The organism is Candidatus Pantoea deserta (assembly GCF_003813865.1).
Taxonomy (GTDB): Bacteria; Pseudomonadota; Gammaproteobacteria; order Enterobacterales; family Enterobacteriaceae; genus Pantoea; species Pantoea deserta.
Genome location: NZ_RMVG01000001.1, coordinates 306,353 through 320,928 on the forward strand (window position 1 = coordinate 306,353; position 14,576 = coordinate 320,928).

General features: G+C 56.7%; 13 protein-coding genes and 2 tRNA genes. 5 read left to right on the forward strand and 10 right to left on the reverse strand.

Going from position 1 to position 14,576, the window contains the following annotated elements; genetic code table 11:
* Positions 1-20 precede the first annotated feature (20 nt).
* From rimP to rlmE, 8 genes are all read right to left on the reverse strand, one after another.
* A complete protein-coding gene (gene rimP, locus BBB56_RS01405) occupies positions 21-473 on the reverse strand; it encodes a ribosome maturation factor RimP (RefSeq protein ID WP_147402108.1) in 453 nt (150 codons plus the stop codon).
* 209 nt (positions 474-682) lie between these two features.
* Positions 683-759, reverse strand: a tRNA-Met gene (locus BBB56_RS01410).
* Positions 760-817: 58 nt separating this feature from the next.
* Positions 818-904 (reverse strand) — tRNA-Leu (locus BBB56_RS01415).
* Between the two features lie 49 nt (positions 905-953).
* Entirely contained in the window at positions 954-1,292 is a 339-nt protein-coding gene (gene secG / locus BBB56_RS01420) for a preprotein translocase subunit SecG (protein ID WP_123798152.1), read from the reverse strand.
* Positions 1,293-1,509: 217 nt separating this feature from the next.
* Positions 1,510-2,844: a phosphoglucosamine mutase gene (gene glmM / locus BBB56_RS01425; RefSeq protein ID WP_123798153.1), complete on the reverse strand. Its 1,335-nt coding sequence runs from the start codon at positions 2,842-2,844 to the stop codon at positions 1,510-1,512.
* 7 nt (positions 2,845-2,851) lie between these two features.
* Positions 2,852-3,685 carry a dihydropteroate synthase gene (folP, locus tag BBB56_RS01430; protein WP_123798154.1) on the reverse strand — a complete coding sequence of 278 codons (834 nt, stop codon included), beginning with the start codon at positions 3,683-3,685 and terminating at the stop codon, positions 2,852-2,854.
* Positions 3,686-3,766: 81 nt separating this feature from the next.
* Positions 3,767-5,692 (reverse strand): ATP-dependent zinc metalloprotease FtsH, encoded by a 1,926-nt coding sequence (ftsH, locus tag BBB56_RS01435; RefSeq protein ID WP_123798155.1) that lies wholly within the window; start codon positions 5,690-5,692, stop codon positions 3,767-3,769.
* Positions 5,693-5,804: 112 nt separating this feature from the next.
* The gene (gene rlmE, locus BBB56_RS01440) at positions 5,805-6,434 is read right to left on the reverse strand and encodes a 23S rRNA (uridine(2552)-2'-O)-methyltransferase RlmE (RefSeq protein ID WP_123798156.1); all 630 of its coding nucleotides are present in this window, start codon (positions 6,432-6,434) and stop codon (positions 5,805-5,807) included.
* A gap of 126 nt (positions 6,435-6,560) precedes the next feature.
* Here rlmE and yhbY point away from each other — a divergent pair, with 126 nt between their 5' ends.
* The gene (gene yhbY / locus BBB56_RS01445; protein ID WP_123798157.1) at positions 6,561-6,854 is read left to right on the forward strand and encodes a ribosome assembly RNA-binding protein YhbY; all 294 of its coding nucleotides are present in this window, start codon (positions 6,561-6,563) and stop codon (positions 6,852-6,854) included.
* A gap of 122 nt (positions 6,855-6,976) precedes the next feature.
* Here yhbY and greA read toward each other — a convergent pair whose 3' ends face one another.
* Positions 6,977-7,453, reverse strand: coding sequence for a transcription elongation factor GreA (gene greA / locus BBB56_RS01450; RefSeq protein ID WP_123798158.1), 477 nt, complete (start codon positions 7,451-7,453; stop codon positions 6,977-6,979).
* Between the two features lie 250 nt (positions 7,454-7,703).
* Between greA and dacB the strand changes: the two genes are divergently transcribed.
* From dacB to pmrB, 3 genes are read left to right on the forward strand one after another with little or no spacing between them, the layout of a single operon-like run.
* Complete coding sequence (gene dacB / locus BBB56_RS01455) at positions 7,704-9,137, forward strand: serine-type D-Ala-D-Ala carboxypeptidase (RefSeq protein ID WP_123798159.1); 1,434 nt, start codon at positions 7,704-7,706, stop codon at positions 9,135-9,137.
* A gap of 3 nt (positions 9,138-9,140) precedes the next feature.
* Entirely contained in the window at positions 9,141-9,803 is a 663-nt protein-coding gene (gene pmrA / locus BBB56_RS01460; protein WP_123798160.1) for a two-component system response regulator PmrA, read from the forward strand.
* Positions 9,800-10,858, forward strand: coding sequence for a two-component system sensor histidine kinase PmrB (gene pmrB, locus BBB56_RS01465; RefSeq protein ID WP_123798161.1), 1,059 nt, complete (start codon positions 9,800-9,802; stop codon positions 10,856-10,858). Before pmrA ends, pmrB begins: the two co-directional genes overlap by 4 nt.
* On the opposite strand, the gene BBB56_RS01470 is transcribed toward pmrB, so the two are convergent.
* Entirely contained in the window at positions 10,859-13,090 is a 2,232-nt protein-coding gene (locus tag BBB56_RS01470; protein WP_123798162.1) for a TonB-dependent siderophore receptor, read from the reverse strand.
* A gap of 260 nt (positions 13,091-13,350) precedes the next feature.
* Between BBB56_RS01470 and fes the strand changes: the two genes are divergently transcribed.
* The gene (gene fes, locus BBB56_RS01475; protein WP_123798163.1) at positions 13,351-14,562 is read left to right on the forward strand and encodes an enterochelin esterase; all 1,212 of its coding nucleotides are present in this window, start codon (positions 13,351-13,353) and stop codon (positions 14,560-14,562) included.
* Positions 14,563-14,576: the final 14 nt, after the last annotated feature.

Here is a 14,576-nt window from a genome sequence, read left to right on the forward strand (position 1 = left end):
GTTAGCCTCAATCCGGACTTTTAAAAGTGGGGGACCAGGTTCGCTTTCTGAATATTGCTCAGCGCGAACACCTCATCTTTACCCTCAACGGTCACCGTCACCATCTCGCCTTCAACCGACTTGATGATGCCCTGCCATTTGCGGCGGTTTTGCACCGCCATGCGCAGGACCAGACTCACTTCTTCGCCGGTAAACCGCACATAGTGTTCGGCGGTAAACATAGGGCGATCCAGTCCCGGTGAGGAGACTTCAAGGTTGTAAGCCACGGTGATGGGATCTTCCACATCCAGAACCGCGCTTACCTGGTGGCTGACATCCGCGCAATCGTCGACATTGATGCCATCTTCACTATCAATATAGATGCGCAGGGTTGATGTGCGACCGCGAACAAATTCAATACCAACCAGTTCGTAGCCGAGCGCTTCTACCGGAGCCGATACCAACTCTGTCAATTTTTGCTCTAATGTGGACAAGCCCACCCCCAAGACATAAAAAAAGGGCTTAATAGCCCAGTGATGCGATTTCCTGATAACAAAAAACCCCGAAAATTCGGGGCTTTTTGTGACTGGACCCTGTATGCCGCAATGCGGCTCGGCACTGTCCAGAAGAATTTTTTTCAAAACTCGCTGCGATGCGCCCGTCGATGCATACAGTATATTTGAAAAAGAACTCTAAGGGAAAGTGGTTGCGGGGGCCGGATTTGAACCGACGACCTTCGGGTTATGAGCCCGACGAGCTACCAGGCTGCTCCACCCCGCGTCCGAAAACGTGACGAATGTTACGCCGATCTTGCGATATTTGCAAGTAAAACCAGATTTGGTACCGAGGACGGGACTTGAACCCGTAAGCCCAATCGGGCACTACCACCTCAAGGTAGCGTGTCTACCAATTCCACCACCTCGGCACTTAATGGACTACGACCTGATACTGTCGCGTCGCAAGCGTTGACGAATTTATTTAGGAATATCGTTACCCGGCGCGGCCGGTTGTGCAGGCTGCTGAGTCGGTTGCGTTGACTGAGCCGGCGCTGACAGATTTTCCCACTTGCTTCCCTGTGAAGTCTTATTGGTGTTCAGGTTACCCAGAACCAGGCTGATGATGAAGAACAGCGCCGCGAGAATGCCGGTCATACGCGTCATGAAGTTGCCAGAACCCGTAGAACCAAACAGCGTTGCGGATGCGCCTGCACCAAATGAGGCTCCCATATCAGCGCCTTTACCCTGTTGCAGCATGATCAGACCCACAAGGGCGATGGCCACAATAAGGAAAATAACTAAAAGAGCTTCGTACATAATCAACCTGTTTCCTTGCGCGATAACCGCACAGTTAAGCTTCAACCAGTATCGATGGGCCGTGTCGTCATCACCCATCAGAAGCGGGTGTGAATACTAACCAAAGGCGTACCCCTCTGCAAGCGCAATTTTCTTTGATGCGACTGACTGCGGAAAAAAGCGCCATCGTGATGATTTTAACGGCGGATCAGCGGGAAAACCGACCGCCGTTCGCCCGTTAAACGGCCTTTACCTGCTCGGCGATACGATGCGCCAGTTCGGTGACCTGCGCTTCATTTTCACCTTCAACCATCACGCGAATCAGCGGCTCGGTGCCCGACTTGCGCAGCAGCACGCGTCCGCGTCCGGCCAGAGTTTTTTCAACTTCCGCCGTCACGCTTTTTACCGATTCAGCGTCCAGCGGATCGCTGTCTCCGCTAAAGCGCACATTCACCAGCACCTGCGGCAGCATTTTCATGCCGCTGCACAGGTCGTGCAGGCTCATATGGTTGCGCACCATAGCAGTAAGCACCTGCAAACTTGCCACGATACCGTCGCCGGTGGTGGTTTTATCCAGCAGAATAACGTGGCCAGAGTTCTCCGCGCCAAGACGCCAGTGTTTTTCCTTCATTTTTTCCAGCACGTAGCGGTCGCCCACTTTCGCGCGCGCAAAAGGAATACCCAGTTGCTTAAGCGCCAGCTCCAGGCCCATATTACTCATCAGCGTGCCCACCACGCCGCCGCGCAGCTGTCCCTGACGCAGCCCTTCACGCGCGATGATGTAGAGGATCTGGTCGCCGTCTACTTTCGCGCCCAGGTGATCCACCATCATGATGCGGTCGCCGTCGCCGTCATAAGCCAGCCCCAGATCGGCCTTCTCGGCCAGCACGCGCTGTTGCAGCATACGCAGATCGGTCGCGCCGCACTCTTTGTTGATATTCATGCCATCAGGCTGCGTCGCGATGGCAATCACGGTCGCGCCCAGTTCGCGCAGCACGTTTGGCGCGATGTGGTAGGTTGCGCCATTGGCACAGTCCACGACGATTTTCAGACCATTCAGGCTGAGTTCGCTGGGAAAGGTGCCTTTACAAAATTCGATATAGCGCCCTGCGGCATCCACGATGCGGCTGGCGCGTCCCAGCTCGGCGGACTCTACGCAGGTCAGCGGCTTCTCCATCTCCAGCTCAATCGCCTCTTCCACTTCATCAGGAAGCTTGGTGCCCTCGGCAGAGAAAAATTTGATGCCGTTGTCGTCAAACGGGTTGTGCGATGCAGAGATCACAATGCCGGCCTCGGCGCGGAACGTGCGCGTCAGATAGGCGATAGCGGGCGTTGGCATTGGACCGGTAAAGGCAGCGGACAGCCCCGCCGCCGCCAGGCCTGCTTCCAGCGCCGACTCCAGCATGTAGCCGGAGATGCGCGTGTCTTTGCCGATCAGCACCTTTTTAGAACCGTGACGCGCCAGCACCTTGCCTGCCGCCCAGCCCAGTTTCAGTACAAAATCAGGGGTGATTGGCGCTTCGCCAACCTTGCCGCGAATGCCATCTGTACCGAAATATTTACGATTACTCATGCCTTAATTATCCTTTTGCTCGCCGTGTCGCTTCGACAACGCGCATCGCTTCGACCGTCTCTTTTACGTCATGCACACGAATGATCTGCGCGCCCTGCATAGCGGCAATCACTGCGCAGGCCAGGCTGCCTGTCAGGCGCTGGGACGGACCGACATTCAGCAGCTGACCAATCATCGACTTACGCGACATGCCTACCAGCAGCGGCAGTTCAAAGTGGTGAAAATGGCTCAGATGGGCCAGTAGCTCATAGTTGTGGTTGAGATTCTTACCGAAACCGAAGCCAGGGTCGAGCAGCAGATTCGCTTTTTTGATACCGGCGGCTTCACAGCGCGCTATCTGATCGACGAAGTAAGCATCGACTTCGCTCACCACGTTTTGATATTCAGGCGCCTGCTGCATGGTGCGCGGCTCGCCCTGCATATGCATCAGGCAAACCGGCAGATCGGCCGCCGCGGCCGCTTCCAGTGCCCCTGGCTCTGACAGGGAGCGAATGTCATTGATGATGTGAGCGCCCGCTCTCGCGGCTTCGCGGATAACCTCAGCCTTAGAGGTGTCAACAGAGATCCAGACTTCAAAGCGCTGCGCGATGGCTTCCACAACAGGGATGACGCGCGCCAGCTCTTCTTCCACGCTGACGTCATCGGCGCCTGGCCGCGTCGACTCGCCGCCGACGTCGATAATGGTTGCCCCGGCATTGACCATCTCATTGGTGTGAGTGAGCGCTTCCACCAGCGAGTTATGCTTTCCACCATCAGAGAAGGAGTCCGGCGTGACATTTAAAATACCCATCACATGGGGAAAAGAGAGATCGAGATGGGCATCACGGGCGTACAACTTCATGGGGGAAATCTCCTCTGATTACCTGATTACGGATGTAAAAAACCCCGGACCAGCCGGGGTTTTTGCAAGGGTAAAACCCTGTTATTTGTCGAACTGCTCTGACATGGTGTTGCCAGGATTCGGCGTGCGCGGTTCATCAACCGGACGCGGCGCCTTCGGCGTGCCGTTGCTGTCAGAATTGCTGCCTGGATCTTCCCAACCCGCTGGCGGACGCACTTCGCGGCGCGCCATCAGGTCGTCGATCTGCGGCGCATCAATGGTTTCATACTTCATCAGCGCGTCTTTCATCGCGTGAAGGATGTCCATGTTTTCGCCCAGAATGCGGCGAGCGCGCTGATAGTTGCTGTCGATCAGGTGCTTAACTTCCTGGTCGATAATGCGCGCGGTTTCGTCGGACATGTGTTTCGCTTTTGCCACAGAGCGGCCCAGGAACACTTCGCCCTCTTCTTCCGCATACAGCAACGGACCCAGTTTTTCCGAGAAGCCCCACTGCGTCACCATGTTGCGCGCCAGGTTAGTGGCCACTTTGATGTCGTTAGAAGCGCCGGTAGAAACGTGTTCCGCACCGTAGATGATCTCTTCCGCCAGACGGCCGCCGTACAGGGTAGAGATCTGGCTTTCCAGTTTCTGACGGCTGGCGCTGATAGCATCGCCTTCCGGCAGGAAGAAGGTCACACCCAGCGCGCGGCCGCGCGGAATGATGGTGACCTTATGAACCGGATCGTGCTCCGGCACCAGGCGACCAATAATCGCATGGCCCGCTTCGTGGTACGCGGTTGACTCTTTCTGCGCTTCCGTCATCACCATGGAGCGACGTTCCGCACCCATCATGATTTTGTCTTTCGCTTTCTCGAACTCAACCATAGAGACCACGCGCTTGTTTCCACGAGCGGCAAACAGCGCGGCTTCGTTCACCAGGTTGGCGAGATCCGCACCGGAGAAGCCCGGCGTACCGCGCGCGATGATAGCCGCGTCGATGTCGGTCGCCAGCGGAACGCGGCGCATATGCACTTTCAGAATCTGCTCACGGCCACGCACGTCCGGCAGTCCGACCACAACCTGACGGTCGAAGCGGCCTGGACGCAGCAGCGCAGGGTCGAGCACGTCTGGACGGTTCGTTGCCGCGATAACGATAATGCCTTCATTGCCTTCAAAGCCGTCCATCTCAACCAGCATCTGGTTCAGCGTCTGCTCACGTTCATCGTGACCGCCGCCTAAGCCTGCGCCACGCTGACGGCCTACGGCGTCAATCTCATCGATAAAGATGATGCAGGGCGCGGCTTTCTTCGCCTGTTCGAACATGTCACGCACGCGAGATGCGCCGACACCCACAAACATTTCAACGAAGTCCGAACCTGAGATGGTAAAGAACGGCACCTTAGCTTCGCCCGCGATCGCTTTCGCCAGCAGGGTTTTACCGGTACCCGGCGGGCCAACCATCAGCACGCCTTTGGGAATTTTACCGCCCAGCTTCTGGAAGCGGCTCGGCTCACGCAGATACTCGACCAGCTCGCCGACCTCCTCTTTCGCTTCGTCACAGCCTGCAACGTCGGCGAAAGTGGTTTTGATCTGATCTTCCGTCAGCATACGGGCTTTGCTTTTGCCAAAGGACATTGCGCCTTTACCGCCGCCGCCCTGCATCTGCCGCATAAAGAAGATCCACACGCCAATCAGCAGCAGCATCGGGAACCAGGAGATAAAGATTGAAGCCAGCAGGCTCGGCTCTTCCGGCGGTTCGCCAACCACTTTGACGTTTTTGGTCAACAGGTTATCGAGTAACTTGGGATCATTGACAGGAATGTAGGTTGTATATTTATTACTGTCTTTCTTGATTACGTTAATCTCACGCCCGTTAATACGTGCCTCGCGGACCTGATCCTGGTTCACTTCCGACAGGAAGGTTGAATAATCAACCCTACGGCCATTCGACTCGCTGGGCCCAAAGCTCTGGAATACTGACATCAGCACGACCGCGATGACTAACCAGAGAATCAGGTTTTTCGCCATGTCACTCAAGGGATTAACCTCATATTACAACGGTGTTAACAGACAGCGTAGGGTACTATATATCCTTCATACATGGAATCGCGGCCGGTGGGCTGCAACTTCATCAATTGGGCTATAGTTTGCGCCCTGTCGCCACAATGTACACTTCGCGCGAACGAGATCGCGAAGCGTCCGGCTTACGAATTTTCACTTTCGTAAACAGGGAGCGAATTTCCCGCAGGTATTCATCGAAGCCATCTCCCTGAAACACTTTCACTACAAAACTGCCGCCTGGTGCCAGGATGTCCCGACACATTTCCAGCGCCAGCTCAACCAGATACATTGACCGTGGAATATCAACAGCCGGCGTACCGCTCATGTTAGGCGCCATATCCGACATGACCACCTGCACTTTTTGATCGCCAACACGCTCAAGCAGCGCCTTAATCACCGATTCTTCACGAAAATCGCCCTGAAGAAAATCGACACCGACGATAGGATCCATCGGCAGAATATCGCAGGCGATAATGCGTCCGCCAGAGCCGATCTGCTGCACCACGTACTGTGACCAGCCGCCAGGGGCCGCACCCAGATCTACCACGGTCATACCGGGTTTGAAAAGCTTGTCACCCTGTTGTATTTCATCAAGTTTAAACCAGGCGCGCGAACGCAACCCTTTTTTCTGTGCCTGTTGCACATATTTATCGCTAAAGTGTTCCTGTAACCAGCGGCTGGAGCTGGCTGAACGCTTTTTACCCGTCATAATTTTCTCAACTAAATCGTCATCGTAGCGATAAACCTGCACGCAATGGGTCGCGTTGATTTGGTGATAACCCCGAGATGGCGGTAGAATGAACCGTTTTCAATCCCTGAGTAAGCAAAAAATACGATGAATCTAAGTACCAAACAAAAACAGCACCTCAAAGGCCTTGCCCATCCACTGAAACCGGTGGTGATGCTGGGCGGCAACGGCCTGACCGAAGGCGTGCTGGCCGAGATCGAATCTGCACTGGACCATCACGAACTGATCAAGGTGAAGATTGCCTCTGAAGATCGTGAAACTAAGCAGTTGATCGTTGAGGCTATCGTGCGTGAAACCAAAGCCAGCAACGTGCAGGTTATCGGCAAAACGCTGGTGCTGTATCGCCCTTCTAAAGAGAGCAAGATTTCTCTGCCGCGCTAAGGCGTACGTCGGCAAGCCGACCAAAGAAAGTGCCATGCTCCCGCATGGGATAAAAGGCCGCATCGCGGCCTTTTTCCATTCTTTACATTATGCTGCAATGCTTTTCAAAGCGTAGCTGTCTCTTAAAGGTATTCCACTTTAAGAATTTCATACTCAACATCGCCGCCTGGGGTTTTGATGATGGTCACATCATCGACTTCTTTCCCCACCAGCCCACGCGCCATCGGCGAGTTTACCGAGATCAGATTTTGCTTAAAATCCGCCTCGTCATCGCCCACAATGCGATAGGTTGACTCTTCATCCGTCTCAGTATTCAGCACGGTAACGGTCGCGCCAAAAATCACGCGGCCATTATTGGGCATCGCGGTGACGTCGATCACCTGCGCGTTAGAGAGCTTGGCTTCAATCTCCTGAATACGGCCTTCGCAGAAGCCCTGCTCTTCGCGCGCGGCATGGTACTCCGCGTTTTCTTTAAGATCGCCGTGCTCGCGAGCTTCAGCGATTGAGGCGATGATGCGCGGACGTTTTACCGTTTTCAGCTCGTTCAGCTCTTCACGCAGCTTTTCGGCGCCCCTTAACGTCATCGGAATCTGATTCATTTAAGCTCCTCGCTCTCTTTCCTGTTTTAACGGCGTCATCCTGACCAGTGTCCACAGAAAAACCGGTTCTGTAGGGTCTGACCCTCGTTTTGCAAACAAAAGAATCCTGACCCGGAAAAGGTTCCAGGCCAGAATGTGGTTTTGCATTTTGATACGTATTTTAACCCAGAGTTCCCTGCTGGTCATCGTTTACTTTCCACCGTAACGGGACGTAGTATTGACGCCTTCACCTGCCAGTTAACGCGAGATTATGCGATTTTCACGACTTGTTACCGGATTAACCTGTGCGTTTATGCTGCAAGCACAAGCAGCGCCCGTTGATGAATACATGCAGTACTTGCCAGATGGTGCCAATCTGGCGTTGATGGTGCAGAAAGTCGGCGCCAGCGCCCCGATAATCGATTATCACGGTAAACAGATGGCGCTACCCGCCAGCACCATGAAGGTGATTACCGCGCTGGCCGCGCTGCTGGAGCTGGGCGGCGACTACCGTTTTCAGACCACGCTGGAAACCAAGGGCGCGATTAGCGACGGGACGCTAAATGGCGATCTGGTCGCCCGCTTTGCAGGCGATCCTACGCTGAGCCGTCAGGATCTGCGCAATATGGTGGCCGCGCTTAAAAAGCAGGGCGTCACGCATATTAAAGGCAACCTGGTGATCGATACCTCGGTATTTGCCAGCCATGATATGGCGCCGGGCTGGCCGTGGAACGATCTGACGCAGTGCTTCAGCGCGCCGCCGGGCGCGGCGATTGTGGATAAAAACTGTTTCTCCGTCTCGCTTTATAGCGCAAGCCAGCCAGGCGAAACCGCATTTGTGCGCATCGCCTCTTATTATCCCGCCCATATGTTCAGTCAGGTGCGCACCATCGGCCGTAACAGCGGCGAGGGACAGTATTGCGAGCTGGACGTGGTGCCGGGCGAACTGAATCGCTATACGCTGACCGGCTGTATGCGCCAGCGCGCGGAGCCGCTGCCGCTGGCGTTTGCCGTCCAGGACGATGCCGCCTGGGCCGGAGAAATCCTCAAGCAGGAGCTGCGTCAGGCCGATATCGACTACAGCGGGCATCTGGTGCGCCAGACGCAGGTGACGTCGCCGGGCACCGTGCTGGCTTCGACGCAGTCTGCGCCGCTGCACTCGCTGTTGCATACTATGCTGAAAAAGTCTGACAACATGATCGCCGATACGGTGTTCCGCACCATTGGCCATCACTATTTCAACGTGCCGGGCACCTTCCGCGCCGGATCGGACGCCATTCGCCGTATCCTGCGAGAGAAAGCGAATATTGATTTAGGCAACAGCATTCAGGTCGATGGCTCAGGCCTGTCGCGCCACGATCTTATCGCGCCGGATACCATGATGCAGGTATTGCAGTTTATTGCGAAGAACGACGCGACGCTGGATTACATCTCCATGCTGCCGCGAGCGGGCTATGACGGCACGCTGCAATATCGTGGCGGTCTGCACGAGGCGGGCGTTGACGGCAAAGTCTCGGCGAAAACCGGTTCGTTGCAGGGCGTCTATAACCTGGCGGGCTTTATTACTACGGCCAGCGGGTCGCGGGTCGCCTTTGTGCAGTTCCTGTCAGGCTATGCTGTGCCGCCGCAGGATCAGCGCACGCGACGTATTCCGCTGGTTCGCTTCGAGAGCCGTCTCTACAGGGACATCTATCAGAACAATTAGCACATGAAAATATTGATTGTTGAGGATGACGTTTTATTGCAGGCGGGCCTGATGCAGGCCCTGAGCAGTCAGGGCTATGCCGTTGACTGCGCCGCCAGCGCCGCTGAAGCGGATGCGCTGCTGCACAGCGCGCAGTACAGCCTTATCGTGCTGGATCTGGGTCTGCCGGATCGTGACGGCAGCGATCTGCTGCGGCAGTGGCGGCGATCCGGCGTCAACCTGCCTGTGTTGATCCTCACCGCGCGCGATGCGCTCAGCGACCGCGTTGAAGGACTCGATGCTGGCGCCGACGACTATTTGATCAAGCCGCTGGCGCTGGTCGAATTACAGGCGCGCGTTCGCGCGCTGATCCGCCGCTATCAGGGGCACAGCGATAATCTGCTGCAACAGGGCGATCTCACCTTAAATCTCTCCTCGCAGCAGGTGCTGCTGGAGAACCGGCCGCTTGACGTGACGCCAAAGGAGTTTGCGCTGCTGACGCGGCTGCTGATGCGCATTGGTCAGAACGTGCATCGTGAAACCCTGCAACAGGATCTCTACAGCTGGCAGGATGACACCGGCTCCAACACGCTGGAAGTGCATATTCACAACCTGCGCCGCAAGCTCGGCAAAGACCGTATCAAAACCGTTCGCGGCGTCGGCTATCGGCTGGAGCACCGCGAATGAACAGCATGCGTCAGCGCTTGCTGATTATGCTGGCGTTGATACTGCTGACCTGTCAGATCATGAGCGCGTTCTGGCTGTGGCATGAGAGCCGCGAGCAGATCAGTTTCCTCGTCAATGAAACCCTCTCCGCTAAAGCCCGTAACGATCGCGTTGAAAATGAGATTCGGGAGGCTATCGCCTCACTGCTGCTGCCCTCAATCGTGATGGTTGGCCTGACGCTGGTGCTCTCTTTCTGGGCGATTAGCTGGATCGTGCGTCCGCTCCGCGCCTTGCAGACCAGCCTGGCGCAGCGCTCCGCCGATAATCTTACGCCGCTGCCTGTTGATTCTGATATGGAAGAGGTGGTCGCTGTGACCGGAGCGATTAACCAGCTGCTGGCGCGCCTTGACCATACGCTTCAGCAGGAACGGCTGTTTACCGCCGACGCCGCGCATGAGCTGCGCACCCCGCTCGCCGGACTGCGTCTGCATCTGGAGCTGTTGCAGCAGCAGGGCGTGCCGCACAGCGACATGCTGGTGACGCGTATCGATCAGCTGATGCATACCGTTGAGCAGCTGCTGATGCTGGCGCGCGCCAGCCAGGCGCTGGCCAGCGGCCATGCGCAGCCGATTCGCTGGCTGACAGATATTCTTCGGCCCTTACAGCCAGAGATGCAAGAGCTGGTCGAACAGCGTCAGCAACAGCTTATCTGGCCGGTAAAAGAGGTGGCGCAGAGTCAGGGCGAACCGGTGCTGCTGCGCCTGCTGTTACGGAACTTGCTGGAGAACGCTTCACGCTATAGCCCGCCGGACAGCCAGATCGCGATTACGCTGGAAGAGGATGAACGCGGCATTGTGCTGAGCGTTATTGATGAGGGACCGGGCATCGATCCCGATGCGGCGCAGGAGCTGACCCAGGCGTTTCGCCGTCGCGATCAGCGCTATGGCGGCAGCGGACTGGGACTGAATATCGTGCTGCGCATTCTGCAAATGCACTATGGCGAGCTGCAATTAACCAATCGCAGCGATCGCAGCGGGCTGATTGCCCGCTGCATACTGCCGCTACGTCTGAACTGATCAGAAATGCGTATTCAGGCTGACATAATACGTCCGACCTGACTCGTTATAGGTATTGGCGCCCGCGCCATACAAATAAGAGTTGGTGGTAGCATTGCCGGTAGTCTGCGCGTTGCCCTGTCGATAGTGACGTTTATCAAACAGGTTATCGACTCCCACCGTCACGCTGGCGTACTTGTTGACGTCATAGGTGCCGCTCAGGCCCACGATTGAGTAAGGGCTGACCTCATCGGTGGCGCTGCCGGTCACCGCATTGCCCTTGTAGTCATACTTTTTCGGCACCTGCTTGCCATACCAGGTCAGGGTGGTTTGCAGCGACAGATCCTGTGTCGCCTGCCAGCTCAGCGTAGAGTTCAGCGTGTAATCAGGAATAATCGACAGGCGATCGCCGGTCTCTTTATTCTTGCTCTGCAACATATAGGTAAAGTTATTATTCCACGCAATGCTGTCTGTAACTGGAATATTTACCGTGCCTTCCAGTCCTTCGACGACGGCTTTCGGTACGTTTTCCCACTTATAGATGTCGGTGGTGCCGTTCGCGGCTTTGCCGGAAGGCGCATAGCCCGCTTCGATTTTATTGCGGTAGTCGTTGCGGAACCAGGTCAGCCCCGCCTGATAGCCTTCATGCTTCCACTCCAGCCCAATCTCTTTGTTGATGCTGTTTTCCGCTTTCAGATCCCGGTTGCCCTGCAAATAGCACGCGCCTGTGCTGGCCGCGCAGCCTTGCCCGTTGCTGTAGAGCAGATAGTTCGGGTTGGTCTGATACAGGCTCGGCGCTTTATAAGCGCGGCCAATTCCCATCTTCAGCGTGAAATCATCGCCCAGCCCCTGAGAAAGATTCAGCGACGGACTCCAGTTATTGCCGACGATCGAGTGATGATCGAAGCGCAGGCTCGGCGTCAGCATGGTGCTGTCGGTCAGCTCCATATTGTCTTCGGCAAACAGCGAGAAGATTTCCGCCTGCGAATAAGGACTACGACCCGTGCTGGAGATGCCCGGCACCGCGCCATTGGACGCCGCCTGGGTGGTCGACGACGGATCTTTCATGCGCTGCTGGTTCCATTCAATCCCCATGGTAGCGGTCTGATTGACCAGCAGCTCAAAGGGCACGCTGACTTCACTGTGCAGCAGCACATCATCCAGCTGAATAGTATTAAAGCCGCTGTTAGAGAAGATGCCTTCCGTGCCGCCCGCCAGCCCCTCATTGATGCGTGAGTTGCGGGTATTTTCATAGCGCGCGTAGGTGTTGGTGCTGACGCCGTTATCCCAGGCGCCGGTCCACTTAACGGCGAAATTCTGGCGATAAAGACGGTTGGTCTCGTCGCCGTACAGGCTTTTTACCAGCGCGCTGGTGTTGGTGTTCTGGGTATCACCTGCATAGAGGTTGCCCTGGCGGCTGTAGCCCGCCTGAAACTCCAGCGCCTGCATCGGCGCAAACGCCCAGCGCAGCATGGCGTTAATATCTTTATTCACCACGCCTTCGCGGCCTGCCGGATAGCTGCCGGCATAGCTTCCGGTGCGCTCTGCCTCATGACCTTCGTTAATGTCGTAAGCGTCGGCCTGAGTCTTTGCCAGATTGCCGTAAAGGCGGAAGCTGACGTCATCGCCCAGCGGCCCTTCAAGGCTGAAATTGGTGCGACGGGTCGCGCCTTCGGCCTTATGTTCGGGCACGTTGTAATAGGCGTTCCAGGAACCGTGCCACGCCTTATCGTCATACTTTTTGGTGATGATATTCACCACGCCGCCCGCCGCGCCGTTGCCGTAGCGCACCGCTGCCGGGCCGCGAATCACTTCGATACGCTCAATCATCTCCGGCGGCACCCAGTTGGTATCGCCGCGCGTATCACGTTCGCCGCGCCAGCCGAGACGAACCGAGTTGCGGCTGGAAACCGGCATGCCGTCCACCAGAATCAGCGTATTTTCCGGTCCCATACCGCGAATATCGATCTGACGATTGTTACCGCGCTGGCCGCTGGTGGAGTTGCCGGTCAGGTTGACGCCCGGCATGGTACGGATGATTTCCGACACGTCGCGGGCGGGCGGACGCTTTTTAATTTCGTCGGCGGTAATAGTGGAAACGCCAGGGGCCTGCAAATTCTGCTGCGCGGCGCTGACGACCATCGTATCGCCGTTGCTGGATGAAGAGGTGCTGGTGTCCGCAGCCTGTACGCTGGCTGTGGCAAGGCCAAGTTCGATCAGAATGGCTAATGACAAACGCGATAATTTAGGCATTTTTTATGTTCCTGGATTGCCAGCGGAACCAGACGGGTTCCTGCGGGCGCGCCGGTGAAAGAGTCTTTCTTTTAGGCACGCATTCCAGCCGAACCCAGGCTCTCCTTCGCGGAACATTGCCTGACAATGCAGACAGATGAGGCTGGCGGAACGCATGCGCTCCTCATATCGGAGCGGGAAACACCCTATTGCAAATGCAAATAATTATCAATAGTATTATTTATAACATTCGCGCACCTGGCCCAGTAAATACATTATTTATGAAGTGGTTAACTAACGAAACCGGCAGCGAAACCTGGTGGCAATCTTTACAGCGTCAGGGTCTGCCCCTCATCGAAGCCGCCGACAACGGCCAGTGCGCCGTGACCTTTTTCTGGCGCGACCCGCAGGGAAATGAAGCCACCTCGTCTACCCGTCGCGTCTGGATCAACATTACTGGCGTCACCGATCATCATCAGCGCGCGGCGCCCCACTCGTTTAGCCGGGTGGCAGGCACTGACGTCTGGTTCTGGCGCACAGAGCTGCCCGCCAGCTGGCGCGGTAGCTACTGTCTGATGCCTGACAGCGATCCCGCCTCATTCGAGGGCGAACCCGATATGCAGAAGCTACGGGCCTGGTGGAGCAGCAAATTTCCCACCGCGCAGCATGACCCCCTGAATCCATTGCGCGGCTGGTCGGGCGGACGCGGTATGCGCGTCTCGCCGCTGCACCTGCCAGATGCGCCAGACCAGCGCGTCTGGAAGCAGGTCGATGAAGGCCGCGCGCCTGTTCTTTCGCTTCAGCACCATATCTGGGACAGCGCGCGCCTCGGTAATCGCCGCTCGGTATGGATTTACGCCACCGGCGAGGCGCGGCCCGCAGAGCGCCCGCTGGCGCTGCTGCTGGATGGTCAGTTCTGGGCCAGCAGTATGCCGGTGGCCTGGCCGCTTCAGCAGCTCACCGACGCAGGCGAGCTGCCGCCCGCGGTTTACGTCATGATCGACATCATCGATCGCGAGCATCGCAGCCGCGAGCTACCCTGCAACCCTGACTTCTGGCTGGCGTTGCAGGAAGAGCTGCTGCCGCAGGTTCACGACTGGGCGCCGCATCGCGCCAGCGCCGCCGACACCCTGGTCAGCGGCCAGAGCTTTGGCGGCTTGTCGTCTGTCTACGCCGTGCTTAACTGGCCGCGCAGATTTGGCGGCGCCATTAGCCTCTCCGGCTCTTTCTGGTGGCCGACGCGCGGTCAGCCGAATGGCGAGCTGATCCAGCAGTTGCAGCAGGGCGCATTCACCTCTTCGTCATCGCGTTTCTATCTGGAAGCCGGACGGCGCGAACATCTGATTTATAAAGCAAACCAGCAAATTCAGCTGGTTCTGACCGCAGCAGGACATCAGGTCCTTTTTCATCCGGTCGACGGCGGCCATGACGCGCTGTGCTGGCGCGGCGGCCTGCTCAATGGACTGAAAGCAATGTGGCAACACCTTCTTTAAATCGCCTGGCTAGC

What these genes read in the sequence shown, in the direction of transcription:
- pmrB (WP_123798161.1), top strand. Translation starts at nt 9,800, where the DNA reads ATGAACAGCATGCGTCAGCGCTTGCTGATTATGCTGGCGTTGATACTG.
- dacB (WP_123798159.1), top strand. Translation starts at nt 7,704, where the DNA reads ATGCGATTTTCACGACTTGTTACCGGATTAACCTGTGCGTTTATGCTG.
- BBB56_RS01470 (WP_123798162.1), bottom strand. Translation starts at nt 13,090, where the DNA reads ATGCCTAAATTATCGCGTTTGTCATTAGCCATTCTGATCGAACTTGGC.
- folP (WP_123798154.1), bottom strand. Translation starts at nt 3,685, where the DNA reads ATGAAGTTGTACGCCCGTGATGCCCATCTCGATCTCTCTTTTCCCCAT.
- rlmE (WP_123798156.1), bottom strand. Translation starts at nt 6,434, where the DNA reads ATGACGGGTAAAAAGCGTTCAGCCAGCTCCAGCCGCTGGTTACAGGAA.
- fes (WP_123798163.1), top strand. Translation starts at nt 13,351, where the DNA reads ATGAAGTGGTTAACTAACGAAACCGGCAGCGAAACCTGGTGGCAATCT.
- greA (WP_123798158.1), bottom strand. Translation starts at nt 7,453, where the DNA reads ATGAATCAGATTCCGATGACGTTAAGGGGCGCCGAAAAGCTGCGTGAA.
- ftsH (WP_123798155.1), bottom strand. Translation starts at nt 5,692, where the DNA reads ATGGCGAAAAACCTGATTCTCTGGTTAGTCATCGCGGTCGTGCTGATG.
- pmrA (WP_123798160.1), top strand. Translation starts at nt 9,141, where the DNA reads ATGAAAATATTGATTGTTGAGGATGACGTTTTATTGCAGGCGGGCCTG.
- yhbY (WP_123798157.1), top strand. Translation starts at nt 6,561, where the DNA reads ATGAATCTAAGTACCAAACAAAAACAGCACCTCAAAGGCCTTGCCCAT.
- secG (WP_123798152.1), bottom strand. Translation starts at nt 1,292, where the DNA reads ATGTACGAAGCTCTTTTAGTTATTTTCCTTATTGTGGCCATCGCCCTT.
- glmM (WP_123798153.1), bottom strand. Translation starts at nt 2,844, where the DNA reads ATGAGTAATCGTAAATATTTCGGTACAGATGGCATTCGCGGCAAGGTT.